Annotated in this window: 13 protein-coding genes and 1 tRNA gene; 2 read left to right on the top strand and 12 right to left on the bottom strand. The window is 53.1% G+C overall.

Annotated elements, in window-relative coordinates; genetic code table 11:
- Nucleotides 1–315 precede the first annotated feature (315 nt).
- From TH5_RS20255 to TH5_RS20225, 7 genes are all read right to left on the bottom strand, one after another.
- Nucleotides 316–984 carry a LysE family translocator gene (locus tag TH5_RS20255; RefSeq protein ID WP_114123390.1) on the bottom strand — a complete coding sequence of 223 codons (669 nt, stop codon included), beginning with the start codon at nt 982–984 and terminating at the stop codon, nt 316–318.
- A gap of 243 nt (nt 985–1,227) precedes the next feature.
- Nucleotides 1,228–1,917, bottom strand: a complete 690-nt coding sequence (locus tag TH5_RS20250) for a hypothetical protein (protein WP_114123389.1) — start codon at nt 1,915–1,917, stop codon at nt 1,228–1,230.
- Between the two features lie 80 nt (nt 1,918–1,997).
- Complete coding sequence (locus tag TH5_RS20245) at nt 1,998–3,632, bottom strand: ABC transporter ATP-binding protein (protein WP_114123388.1); 1,635 nt, start codon at nt 3,630–3,632, stop codon at nt 1,998–2,000.
- A gap of 10 nt (nt 3,633–3,642) precedes the next feature.
- Nucleotides 3,643–4,674, bottom strand: a complete 1,032-nt coding sequence (locus tag TH5_RS20240; RefSeq protein WP_114123387.1) for an ABC transporter permease — start codon at nt 4,672–4,674, stop codon at nt 3,643–3,645.
- A gap of 2 nt (nt 4,675–4,676) precedes the next feature.
- Nucleotides 4,677–5,786: a microcin C ABC transporter permease YejB gene (locus TH5_RS20235; protein ID WP_114123386.1), complete on the bottom strand. Its 1,110-nt coding sequence runs from the start codon at nt 5,784–5,786 to the stop codon at nt 4,677–4,679.
- 3 nt (nt 5,787–5,789) lie between these two features.
- A complete protein-coding gene (locus TH5_RS20230) occupies nt 5,790–7,748 on the bottom strand; it encodes an extracellular solute-binding protein (RefSeq protein ID WP_114123385.1) in 1,959 nt (652 codons plus the stop codon).
- A gap of 234 nt (nt 7,749–7,982) precedes the next feature.
- Nucleotides 7,983–8,909, bottom strand: coding sequence for a LysR substrate-binding domain-containing protein (locus tag TH5_RS20225; protein ID WP_114123384.1), 927 nt, complete (start codon nt 8,907–8,909; stop codon nt 7,983–7,985).
- Nucleotides 8,910–9,063: 154 nt separating this feature from the next.
- On the opposite strand from TH5_RS20225, the gene TH5_RS20220 reads away from it, so the two are divergent.
- Nucleotides 9,064–9,273, top strand: coding sequence for a DUF1127 domain-containing protein (locus TH5_RS20220; protein ID WP_114123383.1), 210 nt, complete (start codon nt 9,064–9,066; stop codon nt 9,271–9,273).
- Between the two features lie 229 nt (nt 9,274–9,502).
- Here the strand turns inward: TH5_RS20220 and TH5_RS20215 are convergent, their stop codons facing one another.
- The 3 genes from TH5_RS20215 to TH5_RS20205 form a co-directional block, all read right to left on the bottom strand.
- Nucleotides 9,503–10,768, bottom strand: a complete 1,266-nt coding sequence (locus TH5_RS20215) for a class I SAM-dependent methyltransferase (RefSeq protein ID WP_114123409.1) — start codon at nt 10,766–10,768, stop codon at nt 9,503–9,505.
- A gap of 136 nt (nt 10,769–10,904) precedes the next feature.
- Nucleotides 10,905–11,888 carry an NADPH:quinone oxidoreductase family protein gene (locus tag TH5_RS20210; RefSeq protein WP_114123382.1) on the bottom strand — a complete coding sequence of 328 codons (984 nt, stop codon included), beginning with the start codon at nt 11,886–11,888 and terminating at the stop codon, nt 10,905–10,907.
- A gap of 102 nt (nt 11,889–11,990) precedes the next feature.
- Entirely contained in the window at nt 11,991–12,296 is a 306-nt protein-coding gene (locus tag TH5_RS20205) for a hypothetical protein (RefSeq protein ID WP_114123381.1), read from the bottom strand.
- A gap of 339 nt (nt 12,297–12,635) precedes the next feature.
- Between TH5_RS20205 and TH5_RS20200 the strand changes: the two genes are divergently transcribed.
- Nucleotides 12,636–12,725: transfer RNA gene (locus TH5_RS20200), tRNA-Ser, on the top strand.
- Nucleotides 12,726–12,851: 126 nt separating this feature from the next.
- Here TH5_RS20200 and TH5_RS20195 read toward each other — a convergent pair.
- Both TH5_RS20195 and TH5_RS20190 read right to left on the bottom strand, forming a co-directional pair.
- Nucleotides 12,852–13,385, bottom strand: coding sequence for an SRPBCC family protein (locus TH5_RS20195; protein WP_114123380.1), 534 nt, complete (start codon nt 13,383–13,385; stop codon nt 12,852–12,854).
- Nucleotides 13,382–13,750, bottom strand: coding sequence for an ArsR/SmtB family transcription factor (locus TH5_RS20190; protein ID WP_114123379.1), 369 nt, complete (start codon nt 13,748–13,750; stop codon nt 13,382–13,384). Before TH5_RS20190 ends, TH5_RS20195 begins: the two co-directional genes overlap by 4 nt.
- Nucleotides 13,751–13,807: the final 57 nt, after the last annotated feature.

The raw sequence follows: 13,807 nt of genomic DNA, 5'->3' as shown, positions 1-13,807 counted from the left end.
TCCGGGCCAAGTTTTTTCGGGTATCACTGCCATCGACAAGCGGAATTCACCCGGTTTTTGACAGCCAAGAATTGGCAAGAGTGCGGAATTTCGCCAAATGGGACAGAAAATCTGCCCTATCCTTCCTTACCCACCTTCCCACACGTAAGAATAGCCAACAAACAGACCAGTTGGTTTGTTCATGTTTTTTGCGTCCGGTCATTTGATCTTCTATTTCATCTTTTGATATCAAAAACTTAGATCGAAACACTCGCGCATAGAGCCGCAAGATACACTCCGTGACACAAGAAGTTTCTGCTTACCCCAGATTTCGACTTAACGGGTGTTGGCAACGCTTTCTGGCATATCGATCAACGACAAAAGCAGGGCTGCAACAATCAAAACACCGCCACTGATGCGGCCAATTGTGGTTTTTCCGCCGCGCTTTATCAGCCAGGGCATCAGACGAGCAGCGCCCATCGCATATATCATTACGAATGTGTAATCAAAAATCACAAAGGTGGTTCCAAGAATCATCAACTGCGGCAAAAGTTCCGCCGACGGATCGATGAATTGCGGAAACAGTGCTCCGAAAAAAGCAATCGCTTTCGGGTTGCCGGCTGCGACAAGGAAGCCTTCGCTAAACAGGCGACGCTTGAGCACGGGCTCAAACCCTGACGCCAAATTTGTTTCGGTTTCGTTATTATTGTTTCCTGCCTTGGATTTGCGCAGGATCGCTGTCACGCCAATGGCAAACAGGAAAGCAACCCCGCACCATTTGACCACACCAAACGCCGTCGCCGATGTCGCAAGCAACGCCCCCAGACCAACCGCGGCAATCACCATCTGGATCATGTTGGCGGTCACATCGCCAAGTGCCGTAATCATTGTCGGGCGAGGACCATAACGCAACGAATGTGACATCCCGATCAGAACACTTGGACCCGGTGTCGCCACCATAAGTGATACCAGTGCGCAAAAGCTGAGCCATGTTTCAATCGGCATTTCAATCCCCAGGTAACGTCAAACGCCTCGGAATATCACGCTCAAGCCCTCGAACAAGTGCACTCTGCGCACGGCTGGCATCCACAGACCAAGTTCACAGGGAGTCACCGCCCCCTGCCGCATTCAACCCGGTTCAAAACGCGTTGTATGGGAATGGACCAATCTGCAAAGGATCGTTCAGAAATGGGGAAACAAATCATATGGCAAGCGGCCACAGGCATGCACAGGATTTGCAGGAGCGTCTCACCGCCCAGGCTTTTTATCACCTGGCCAATTGTCATAGAACTTGCGCACCTGGACCGAGCGGATGGCTTCTGGCGGCACAATGCCCCGTGCGGTCGATAAAAGCCGGTTCTGAAGAGCGGCAAAATAGCGATTGGTCGTTGGCGGGAACGGGGAAAATGGAGGTTCGGATATGATTTCCTCACCATTTTCCTTTGCCGCTTCGGCCGCTTCTTTTTCCGCTTCGAGTTCTTCTGGCGTTTTGGGCGGTGGCGGCGCGATCAGTTCCGGCCCGTTATAGACAAATCCACGTTTGCCTGCTTCGAGCTTGTCATACCGGTTCTGGGTATCACGATACATAATGCGCTGAAGATCACGCAGAAACGCGTTCTGTAATTTGGGTTCAGCCTGTTCGAGGATGGCACGGTCCGCCACCGACGACGCCTCCAGCCAAACATGAAACACCATCTGCCGGATTGCACCAACCTTTGGCAAAACCACGGTCAGCGCAATTGAATCCGACTGGATTACCGTTTCGGGAATCTCGGGTTCCTTTGGCCCACTGCTCTCGGATGTGGCGTCCCCGCCATGTCCGCCACCAGACGCATGTGCGTCTGGTGCCAGCAGCAACATCACACCCATCGATACCGCCGACAGCGGCATGACAAGCCAGTTCCTGAATCCTTTCGGGTTTTTTCCCGGTTCGGTCATGAACACTCGCTTCCAGCCCGTAATTGTACCATGGCATTGCCCGACGAACGCGGTTGTCCCTTGTCAGGTTCCCGTCGGACTTAGCTTTGCACAAACTCCGACCCGGCTGCACGCAAATCAAGTGCCGCAGCCAACAAAGCCTTTGTATAGGATTCCTTCGGATTTTCAAAGACTTCGTCGGCATTTCCGCTTTCGACAAGCCGCCCGCCCTTCATCACCATCACCCGATGCGAAAGCGCGCGCACCACACGAAGGTCATGGCTGATAAACAGATAGGCCATCTTGTGGCGCGCCTGAAGATCACGCAAAAGTTCGACAATCTGTGCCTGTACCGACATATCGAGTGCCGATGTCGGTTCATCAAGAACCATGAAACGCGGTTTTAAGACCAGTGCACGCGCAATGGATATGCGCTGGCGCTGCCCGCCAGAAAACTCATGCGGATAACGATCCATGGCATTCACCGGCAAATCTACTTCGCGCAACGCCTCGGCAATGCGCTCAGTGCGTTCCTGCCGGGACATTTCCGGGTTATGGATTTCAAGCCCTTCGCCGACGATCTGGCTGATCGACATACGCGGGCTCAGGGATCCGAAAGGGTCCTGAAACACTACCTGCATGTCGCGACGTAATGCGCGCAAATCACCCCCGGAAAATTGCCGAACATCTTTACCATCAAACCGAATATCGCCGGTCGATGACAGCAGACGCAAGATCGCCATTGCAAGTGTCGTCTTCCCCGATCCACTTTCGCCAACAATGCCCAATGTTTCGCCCTGTTTCAGGCTAAGCGAAATATGATCGACCGCATCAAGGTAATATTCCGGGCGACCAAGCAGCCCCTTCTTGCCAATCGGGAACCGTACCAGAATGTCATTTGTCCGGATCAGTTCCTGCGCATTTTCGGGTAATGGTGGCGCATTGCCGCTTGGCACAGCAGCCAGAAGCTTCTGGGTGTAGGGATGCTGCGGATTATCAAAAATCCCGCGCCCCGTACCGCGCTCAACCACCTCGCCATCCTTCATGACGCAGACATTATCGGCCATCTTCTGCACGATCTGAAGATCATGGGTAATCAGCAGCAACGCCATGCCAAGCTTGGCCTGCAAATCCTTCAATAATTCAAGGATCTGTGCCTGAATGGTTACATCAAGGGCCGTGGTCGGCTCGTCGGCAATCAGCAATTCCGGTTCATTTGCCAATGCCATGGCAATCATCACGCGCTGGCGCTGTCCACCCGATAATTCATGCGGCAATGCTTTAAGCCGCGAAGCCGGATCAGGAATACCCACCAGATCAAGCAGTTCAAGAATACGCGCCCGTGCTTTGGCACCGCGCAATCCCTTATGCAGCAGCAACACCTCGCCGATCTGCTTTTCAATATTATGCAGCGGGTTTAACGATGTCATCGGTTCCTGGAAAATCATTGCAATCCGGTTGCCGCGGATGTTTCGCAGAATTTTCGCATCCGTTCCGACCATTTCCTGTCCGTCAAACAGGATCGAACCACCCGGGTGGCTGGCCCGCGGATAGGGCAGCAATTGCAAGATGGAAAGTGCAGTCACCGATTTACCCGACCCGCTTTCGCCGACAAGCGCCATGGTCTCCCCGCGCTTCATGGCAAACGAAACGCCTTTGACCGCCGGGACACCGGCAAAACTTGCCGAAAGATCCCTTACTTCCAGAAGCGGCTGTGTCGATTGATTGGTCGTCATAACCGTTCCCCTAGAAGGTTTTTCGTGGATCAAAGGCATCGCGCACCGCCTCGCCGATAAAAATCAGCAAACTCAGCATAATCGCGATTGCAAAGAACGCCGTCATACCAAGCCACGGTGCCTGAAGGTTGTTTTTACCCTGTGCAAGCAACTCGCCAAGCGACGGCGATCCGGGCGGCATGCCCAGCCCCAGAAAATCAAGCGATGTAAGGGCCACGATCGAACCGTTCAACACAAACGGCAGGAACGTAATCGTTGCCACCATCGCGTTCGGCAGAACATGGCGATACATGATGCGATAATCGGTCATGCCCAATGCGCGCGCGGCCCGAACATATTCGAAATTGCGCGCCCGCAGGAATTCCGCACGCACTAGCCCCGTCAAACTCATCCAGCTAAACAGCACAAGAATGAACAAAAGCGTCCAGAAACCCGGCGCAAACAGGCTGGCCAGAATGATCAGGATGAACAACTGCGGCAATCCGGACCAGATTTCGATCACACGCTGGAAACCAAGGTCAATCCAGCCACCGAAATAGCCCTGTACCGCACCGGCCGCGATCCCGATCACCGAACTGATTGCCGTTAAGGCAAGGCCAAACAGGATCGAAATCCGGAATCCGTAAATCAGGCGCGCCAGAACATCCCGACCAAGATCATCTGTTCCCAGCCAATGCCGGAACGATGGCGGGGCTGGCTGTGCCTCGCGCATTTCAAAATCGATGGTATTGTAAGAAAACGGTATCGGCGGCCAGATGGCAAAACCGTGTTCCTCGATCTTGCCAAGGATATAGGGATCATAGAAATCGGTTTCGACGTCAAAATCGCCGCCATAAACGGTTTCAGGGTGGTCTGACAGGATCGGGACATACCAGTTATCGTCATATTTGACAAAAATCGGCTTGTCATTGGCGACAAATTCCGCTGCCAGACAGATGACAAACAGAATAGCAAAAATCACAAGCGACCAGTATCCGCGCTTGTTGGACCGGAAGTTGGCAATCCGGCGTTTGTTCAACGGCGAAAGAATGATGTTTTGCATGATCAATTCTCCCGCGCTTCGAAGTCGATCCGCGGATCAATCAGGTGATAGCTGAGGTCACTGATCAGGTTCAGAACAAGACCAAACAACGTAAACAGATAAAGTGTCGCAAACATCACCGGGTAATCACGCTTCATCACAGCTTCAAAACCAAGCAACCCAAGCCCGTCGAGCGAGAAAATCACCTCGATCAGGACCGAACCGGTAAACAACAACCCGATCAATGCACTCGGGAAACCGGCAATGACCAGCAACATCGCATTGCGGAACACATGCCCGTAAAGAACCCGCTTTTCCGTCAATCCCTTGGCCCGTGCTGTGACCACATATTGTTTGTTGATTTCATCAAGGAACGAGTTTTTCGTCAGCATCGTAAGAGTGGTGAAGCCACCAATGGTCAGTGCCGTAATCGGCAATGCCAGATGCCAGAAATAATCCGCAACCTTACCCAAAAGCGACAACTCATCAAAATTCGATGATGTCAGCCCCCTTAACGGGAACAGATCGAAATAGGTCCCACCGGCAAACACCACGATCAGCATCACGGCAAAAAGGAAGCCCGGAATGGCATAACCGACAATGATCGCAGCGGATGACCAGACATCAAAATTCGATCCGTCCCGCACGGCCTTGGCAACGCCAAGCGGCACGGAAATGATATAGATGATCAGGGTTGACCAAAGCCCAAGCGATATCGAAACCGGCATTTTGTCGATCACGATATCGACCACGTCGCGATCCTGAAAATAGCTTTGGCCGAAATCGAACGTCAGATAATTTTTCATCATCATCCAGAAACGTTCATGAGCCGGTTTATCGAAGCCGAACTGCTGTTCCAGCTGGGTGATGATTTCAGGATCAAGTCCCTGCGCCCCGCGATAGTTGGAGGTAGAGGAAAAATTGTTCCCCCCGCTGGCACCACCGCCTCCACCGCTATCTGCACCCTGATTGCTGATGCGGGCAGTTGCGGCAACATCGGTACCCTGCAACTGGGCAATCATTTGTTCGACCGGGCCCCCCGGTGCGAATTGCACAATGGCAAAGTTCAGAACCATGATACCAAACAGCGTAACCGGAATAAGCAAAAGGCGACGCAGGATATAGTTCAGCATGGCCTAATACCCCCCTTTACGGAGCTGTCGCGACTTTTCGGGGTCAATCCACCATGTCATGACAGATGATCCCTTAAGCGGCACCACATCAGGTCTTCCAAACACATCCCAATAGGCCATCCGGTCCCCGCCAAGATAATATTGCGGGATCACATAAAATCCCCACTGCAACACGCGATCAAGTGCACGCACACGCTGCACAAGGCTTTCGCGGCTGTCGGCATCTACGACCAGATCAATCAGTTCATCAATGACCGGGCTTTTGATACCGGCAAAATTACGACTGCCAGGTTGGTTGGCAGCTTCGGATGACCAGAAAATACGCTGTTCGTTCCCTGGTGAAAGGCTTTGCGTCCACCAGAAGGTCGTCATATCGAAATCATAGGCCTGAATGCGGTTGACCCACTGCCCGGTATCGATCAGGCGGATATCCATGGTTACGCCAAGCTGGCGCAGGCGCGCTTTCAGAACCAGTGCAATCTTCTCGAGCCCCGGCTGGCGGATAATCAGCTCAAACCGGAACGGTTCACCGGTCTTGCTGTTGACCAGTTGCATGTTGCGCAATTCCCAGCCCGCATCCTGCAATAGCTTCATCGAATGGCGCAATGCTTCGCGTCGGCCATTGGGTGCATCAAAGTTCGGCAATTGTGGTGGCTGGGTAAACAGCTCCGGCGGAAGCTGGCTTCTGAATCCTTTCAGGATATCAAGCTCCTCGCCCTGCGGTACACCGGTCGCTGCCAGTTCGGAATTGGCGAAATAGCTGACATTGCGTTTATACGCGCCATAGAACATCGCACGGTTCAGCCATTCGAAGTCAAACGCATATTGCAGGGCTTCCCGTACGCGGATATCGGCAAATTGCGGTTTGCGCGTGTTAAACACATAGGCCTGCATGCCATTTGGCAGATTATCGGGCAGGAATTCCTTCTTGATCTGGCCATTCTGGACTGCGGGCGTGTTGTATGCCGTGCTCCATTCGCGCGAAGAATGTTCGCTGCGGATCATATATTCCCCGGCAAAGAACGCCTGGCGTTGCACATCGGGATCAAGATAGGTGTCAAACCGCAACGTATTGTAATTGTTGCTGCCGCGATTAACCGGCAGATCCTCTGCCCAGTAATCCTTGACCCGTTCATAGGTAATCCGGCGACCGGATTCAAAATCACGGATTTTATAGGCGCCGCTACCTACCGGGATATCAAAGGTGGTTTTGGAAAAGTCCCGCCCTTCCCAGTAATGCTTGGGCATAATGGCGAGCTCGGCCACGATCATAGGCATTTCACGGTTGTTGCCCGGCCTGAAATCAAACCGGACTGTCAAATCGTCAATGGCCTCGACCTTTTCGACCTGGGCATAATATTGCCGATAAACCGGGCTACCCTTTTCAATCAGGATATTGAACGAAAACACGACATCTTCGGCAGTGATGTCCGTGCCGTCCTGAAACCGCGCCCGCGGATCAAGGTGGAAAATCGCAAAAGACCGATCCGTGGGATATTCAATGCTGCGTGCAATCAACCCGTAAAGCGACGAAGGCTCGTCCGCGCTTGACACCATCAAGCTGTCATAGATCAGACCAAGCCCGCTGGCTGCCGTTCCTTTAAGGGTATAGGGGTTTAATGTGTCAAATGCGACGATGGAACCTTGTACAAGCGTCCCGCCCTTGGGAGCATCTGGATTGACGTAATCGAAATGCCGGAAATCGGGCCCATACTTCAAATCGCCATACAGCGATATGCCGTGTGAAACAGTGGTCAGGGGTTTAAGCTGCTCCTCGCCGACCGGTACTGTCGGTGCCGCCGTTATGTTGGGTTTATCGCCATTCTGTGCCATCGCTGCCGTCGAAACCGCCAGCGATGCCGCGAATATCAGCGCCCCAAATGCGCCCCCGAAATAGCGGGAAATTTTTCCCCGGCTCCCCATTTTCCGTGCAATGCACGTCTCGCCTGCTTGCCGCGTCATATTTATTCCTGAAATGTGCCCGGCTCGAAGCCCGAACCCCGGCAGGGCCAATACGCATCATTGGATCATCTGACACAATTACGGACGCACTGTTCTAAACGTTCCGGACAATTCCCGCGAAGAATAACGGGGACCGGTTACGTCGACGTTACGTCCACAACGCCATTTGATCCAAACGACATATTCATAATGAAGAATAAAATGGTTCAATTTCAAGGCATCATCTTGAAACTGTCACTCCGACCCAGATTCTTTTTGCAAAAGCTTGCGCTTGTCCGTCTCCATCCTGATTTCAGTCATCAACCAGTCGCGAAACGCCCGCACCTTGCGCCGCTCCAACCGCCCCTCGGGATAGCACAACGAATAGGCATACGGGCTGTCTACCGGTAAATCGAACGGCACGGTCAAGCGATTGGTCACCACATATTCCCCGATCATCGCCGGATCGGAAATCACCGCGCCAAATCCGCTGGCTGCGGCTTCCATTGCCATATCAAGAGTCGCAAAAACCGGCCCCCGGTCCGGATCAACCCCCTCGATCCCTGTACCCTTCAGCCAGATACGCCAATCCTCTCGCTGAGCCGAACAATGCAGCAGGGTAACACGACCAAGGTCTTCAGGGGTTCTCAGTTCTTTCGCAAGATTGGGGTGACACACCGGCAAAAGCCGTTCGCCGGTCAGAAATTCATGCATCAGCTGATCGCCGGGCGTATCGGCAAAACGGATGGCAATATCGGTTTCGTTAAAATCGACCGGGGCGGCATCGTCGCTATAGGTACCAAGCTGCACCTGCAGGTCGGGATGTTCCATTTGAAATCGGCCAAGGCGCGGCACGATCCATCGCATCGCAAATGTCAAAGGTGACAGGACCTTAAGCTGGGTATCATCGGGCCGGTTTTCGATCCGCGACACCGCCAGCTCGATCGAGTCAAATGCCGCTGTAAGGGACGCCAACAAGTTCCGCCCTGGTCGGGTCAGTTTCAATCGGCGGTGATGGCGTTCGAATAATTGCCTCCCCAGTACATCTTCGAGGTGTTGCACCTGTCGACTAACCGCCCCTTGTGTCACATTAAGCTCATGTGAAGCTTTGGTGAAACTTTCAAGCCGACCGGCGACTTCAAAGGCACGAAGCGCGTTTAATGGCAATGGGCGGCGTTTCATAGCGATCATCTTGCATGATTAAAACTCATACAATGATGACAAAAGATGGTTTGAACGCAAGTGTTTTTAGGCGTAACTCTGGGTTTAGCAGAACGAAACACATTCAGGCCACATATAAACCGAGAGCTGGCCGATAGATTGAAGGAATGAGATCATGGTCGCGATCACCAAAGATGCCGGTGCTTTTGTCACCACCCGCCGTCACCAGAACAGTGTAAATGTTATGGAACTGCCGCGTCAGTGGGCAAAACGTTATGTTCTCCGCCAGAAGCTTGCGACGATGGACAGCCATCTGCTGCGCGACATTGGCTGGGACGTATATGAAGCACGTATCGAAGCAGCCAAGCCGTTCTGGAAAGCCTGAGCATTCCGCTTAAAGGCACCAAACCGAGAGTATTTATTATGTCTCCCCGACTTTTCCGCTTGCAGGGGCCGCTTTCATTCCCCCTGCAGGTTATTGAAGCGCTGGCAAGCGTCTTCAGTCTCCCGACACGCAAAGCCGAGATTCGTACCCGCTATTGACGGTTTTGTGTTCCTGATTGCCGGCCATCCCCCGATGGTCGGCATTTTTTTGCCCGAGTAACCGGACCGGATTACCTTACTGGATGCAGGTACATCAGGTTTGCTGCATTCAGCACCGAATACATCACTGCGAACTGGGCATCGAATTCATATTTGTCGGGTCTCGGGTCAAACATCTCGTAAATCTGGCCGACCGTGCGTTTGCCATCGATGCGCGTCAGAATCCCCGGACTTGCCGGGGGCAGGCTACGCGTTACAGATAATCCGGTAAAATTGATCTTGATATGGCCGGTTTTGGCGACAGACCGCGCCAAAGCAGCCCCGTCTATGCGGACAAAGAATGGCACCGCATTGCGATCTGGTACCGGTGGTTTGATCCTGTTATCGGATTTGACCACATAAAACAGATGCTTGGTGATATTGCCCGCCATCAATTCAGCCAATGCCGCTCGCTTGCGAAACGGCACATGCACGGCCTTGTCCAGAACATCGTGACGCGAACAATAAGTCGTCGGATCATAACGCATCGGCTCGATGAATTGCTGAAGCCGCAAACCGGCTTTCTCGACAAAGTCAAAAACCTCGTCGACGCGATATGCCCGGTCCTGCTGATGCAAAAGCAGATCGTAAAATCCGGAATCGCCGCCTTGGATATGATCGTTCACAAACGGGTTGCGTTTCAGCCAGTTGGTCCCCGGCAGCGCATCAAACAGCGCCTTGCCAAGATTAAGCCGCTTTCGCCCGCCAGCTTCGGCCGAAAGGCGCTCCATCATTTCCTGCATGTGATAAACGCCGATCCGGCCAAGTTCGCCATAAACCATCAAACCCATACCGCCTTTGGGTTTAAGCGCATCTGCCAATGCCTTTAATCCCGCATCCGGATCGGGCAGATGATGAAGCACACCACAACAATCAATATAGTCAAACGGACCATATTTTCCGGCCAGATCAACAAACGATCCGGCAACAAATTTAACGTTCTTTTCAAGGCTGCGGCGTTTGATCCGTGCCTCGGCGATCTCGCGCGAGCTTTCCGAAAGATCGATATAAACAATCTCGACCTTGGCCTTGCGATCACGCGCCTGCTGCGCCAGCATCACCAGCGCGTCCCCGGTACCACCGCCTGCGACAAGTATCTTTATCTTTTTGTCATTCGCCGACGGATCGTGGCCACCAAACACGAAATGAACCACTTCGTCCCAGTTTCCTGGTGATCCCACGACGAGGCGCTGGTCTTCATCCTTCGGATCACGGGCCGGGTAGGGGAATGTTTCATATTGTGCCCGCGTTTTATCGGACGCTTTTGGCTCGTCTGGCTTTTTCCGGGTTTCGGACATCAGCGGCATTCCAATGGATCAACAGGTGCTTTAGCAAGCCCGACAGGGAGCCCGCAGGACGGAACGATATCAGGGACGGCAACATCCTATAAAATTTCAAGGATTTGATTAATAGAATAATCGCCAGGCGACGAACTCATTCGCCGCAGCGGATCACAAGCTTCCCAGTCGCAGTCCGGTTCCGGATCGCGTCAAGTGCCTCCATCGCGTCGGAAAGCGAATAAACCGCCGACACCATTGGCGATATCTTCCCCGATGACAGCAGATCCAGAAGCTCGGCCATGCCTACCTTTGCGATATCCGGGTTTTGTTCCAGATAGGCCCCGAAATAAAAGCCAAGTGCGGCGACATTCTTGACCAGAAGGATGTTGGCCGGAATTTGCGGTACCGATCCGCTGGCAAATCCGATCAAAAGCATCCGTGCGCCGGGCGCAACACAACGCAGGCTCTGATCAAACACGTCACCACCGACCGGGTCATAAACCACATCCGCCCCCGTTCGACCGATCCCGGCACAGATTTCCTTTACCCGCTCCCGAATGCTTTCGGATTTGTAGTCAATCACATGATCCGCGCCATGCGCTTTGGCGATGGCGCATTTTGGCTCCCCACCTACGGTCGCGATGACGGTGGCACCCAAAAGTCTGGCGCACTCCACCGCCGTAAGGCCAACCCCCCCTGCTGCCCCGTGGACAAGAACGACATCTCCTCGCTGCACTTTGGCGCGATATTTCAATCCAAACCATGATGTTCCATAGGCAATCTGAAATGCAGCCGCCGAATCAAATTCGACATTATCGGGCAGGAGAGTTACAAATCCTGCATCCACCGCGATCTTTTCCCCATACCCGCCCCAGTCGGGCAAGGCCATAACCCGATCCCCGATTTTAAGGCCCCGCACATCCTTACCAACCGCCGAAATTGTTCCGGCAATTTCAAACCCCGGCGCAAACGGGCCTTGGGGTCGCTTCTGATATTTACCTTCAAGGATCAGCGTATCGGCAAAATTGACGCCGCACGCTGCAATATCAATGATAACGTCTCGGGATTGTGCGATCGGTTCGTCGCAATCGATCAGCATAGGCGCGTCGCCAAATGCCTTGCATATCCATGCCTTCATGGCTGTTTTCCATATCGTGATCCTGCCCGATCACACACAGTGTGCCGCGCGCAAACCGATCAGACAAGGAAAAGCCGGATAAAAGACAAAGATCGAAAAGTATCAGAAAAACTTCTGCCGTCTGCGTTTACGGGTCACCAGCAACAGCAGGATACCCGGCACCAGCAAAATGATGAAGGCCGGGGCAAGAAGGGTCGGAACAAACGCATTGTCCCAAATCCAGGCCGAGATATAGCGCTGGATCACGGACTGCAACAGGTTCAGGCTTCCGGCATCCAACCGATACCAAAGCTCGCCTGCCGCCACAAAGCGGAACGTTCCTGTCTGAAGCGCGGTAATGCCATCACCGACCAGCACAGCAAGACTGGCAAACAGCAATATCCATCCCAACGCCCTGAAAAGCCACATAGCCGTCTCCGAATTCCCGGTCAGAACTTTTCGTTTTCGTTTTGATCGCAGCCACGCTACCGGCTTTGCCCCGCCAGCGTAAAGGTTTTCGCGAATCACCCTATCGTCCCGGTACATCTGGAACCATAGCCTGAAACCTTAGAGGCGATTGATCAACAAGAAGTAAATATTGGACAAATTGCTACAACTTTATCCGTCAAGTTATTGTAACAAGGGCACTTGTTCGCTGTTTGGATAGCGACCGGAACAAACATCAAAAAGTACGGGATTTTGCCTTGTCAACCGGGATCGGGTCGGCTAATGTCCGCCCGCTTTCGCGATATATACAAGATCGCATGTGGAGAGGTGGCCGAGTGGTTTAAGGCGCACGCCTGGAAAGCGTGTTGGGGTGTAAGCCCCTCAGGGGTTCGAATCCCCTCCTCTCTGCCACTTTATCAGTCATGAACACGTGACCGATTGCATGCCCCGATAATCTCTACGTTTCGAACGGCAACAGGGGAAGGCGATACCCTCCCCCACTCGATATTCAAACGTCCTGATTGCTGCTGATCACAATTACGCAGATATCTTGCGACGATACGTATCCTTCAGCCGCGCCCAATTATCCCAGAACGGCTCGGGCTCGATGCCTGAAATCCGGTCGGTCAGAATGTCGATATGCGCATGCCACCCGGCACTGACACTGAGCAGGTTCGACCGATCTGCAACACGGCGATGGATGATTGTCAGCAACACCTGGTCGCCGCTTGGTTCCAGCTCGAACGACACATCCCCGCTGCCATCCCAGGTAAAAGCAAGCCTGCGTAGCGGTTCAAGCTCGGTAATCCGACTTTTCATTCGGTGCTCGTCGCCAAACCCGGCCGGTTTGTTACCCGCTGGATTGGTCAGGGTGTCATTGCGCCAGACGAATTCGAACGGTGCACCGACCTGCAATTCCATCCCGGCCGATGCCAGCCATTTGCTTAGAAACTTATCTTCGGTCAGATAGGACCACACCCTTTCGATCGGGCCAGGCAAAAGCCGCTGGATTTTAAGTGTCGCGGGCTCAATCAATATGCCGAAATCTTCAATCTTTCCGGTGTGGGTCATTGGGCGTCTCCCGTCTTGGAGTTGGGGCTGCTTTTAGCGTCATCCCTGCGCAACAGATTTTCCAGAACATCAAGCCGCTCGTTCCAGAATCGCGCATAGACACCAAGCCATTCATGGGCACTCGCCAGCGGGGCAGGATCAAGGTGGCAATAATGGGTGCGCCATCTGATTTCGCGGCGGATCAATCCGGCATTTTCCAGTACCTTGATATGCTTCGATGCCGCGGCAAGTGAAATGGCAAACGGTTCCGCAAGCTGACTGACAGTCCTTTCACCTTCCGACAGATCAGAAAGCATCTGTCGACGCGTGGGATCGCCAAGCGCGTGAAAAACCGCATTCATCTGCTGCGCATTTGATTCAACCATAGGGTTGAATGTAAAACCTGAAATACCATGAATCAACCATATTGTTGAATGATGTCG

The sequence above is a fragment of the Thalassospira xianhensis MCCC 1A02616 genome (genome assembly GCF_003326475.1).
Lineage (GTDB): Bacteria > Pseudomonadota > Alphaproteobacteria > Rhodospirillales > Thalassospiraceae > Thalassospira > Thalassospira xianhensis.
Note: the sequence above shows the minus strand (reverse complement) of the source record. Positions and strands in the feature narration are given on the sequence as shown.

Coding starts and splice junctions, on each gene's coding strand:
- TH5_RS20235 (WP_114123386.1), bottom strand. CDS start 5,786: ATGCTGAACTATATCCTGCGTCGCCTTTTGCTTATTCCGGTTACGCTG.
- TH5_RS20225 (WP_114123384.1), bottom strand. CDS start 8,909: ATGAAACGCCGCCCATTGCCATTAAACGCGCTTCGTGCCTTTGAAGTC.
- TH5_RS20245 (WP_114123388.1), bottom strand. CDS start 3,632: ATGACGACCAATCAATCGACACAGCCGCTTCTGGAAGTAAGGGATCTT.
- TH5_RS20205 (WP_114123381.1), bottom strand. CDS start 12,296: ATGTGGCTTTTCAGGGCGTTGGGATGGATATTGCTGTTTGCCAGTCTT.
- TH5_RS20195 (WP_114123380.1), bottom strand. CDS start 13,385: ATGACCCACACCGGAAAGATTGAAGATTTCGGCATATTGATTGAGCCC.
- TH5_RS20190 (WP_114123379.1), bottom strand. CDS start 13,750: ATGGTTGAATCAAATGCGCAGCAGATGAATGCGGTTTTTCACGCGCTT.
- TH5_RS20220 (WP_114123383.1), top strand. CDS start 9,064: ATGGTCGCGATCACCAAAGATGCCGGTGCTTTTGTCACCACCCGCCGT.
- TH5_RS20240 (WP_114123387.1), bottom strand. CDS start 4,674: ATGCAAAACATCATTCTTTCGCCGTTGAACAAACGCCGGATTGCCAAC.
- TH5_RS20250 (WP_114123389.1), bottom strand. CDS start 1,917: ATGACCGAACCGGGAAAAAACCCGAAAGGATTCAGGAACTGGCTTGTC.
- TH5_RS20215 (WP_114123409.1), bottom strand. CDS start 10,768: ATGTCCGAAACCCGGAAAAAGCCAGACGAGCCAAAAGCGTCCGATAAA.
- TH5_RS20230 (WP_114123385.1), bottom strand. CDS start 7,748: ATGACGCGGCAAGCAGGCGAGACGTGCATTGCACGGAAAATGGGGAGC.
- TH5_RS20255 (WP_114123390.1), bottom strand. CDS start 984: ATGCCGATTGAAACATGGCTCAGCTTTTGCGCACTGGTATCACTTATG.
- TH5_RS20210 (WP_114123382.1), bottom strand. CDS start 11,888: ATGAAGGCATGGATATGCAAGGCATTTGGCGACGCGCCTATGCTGATC.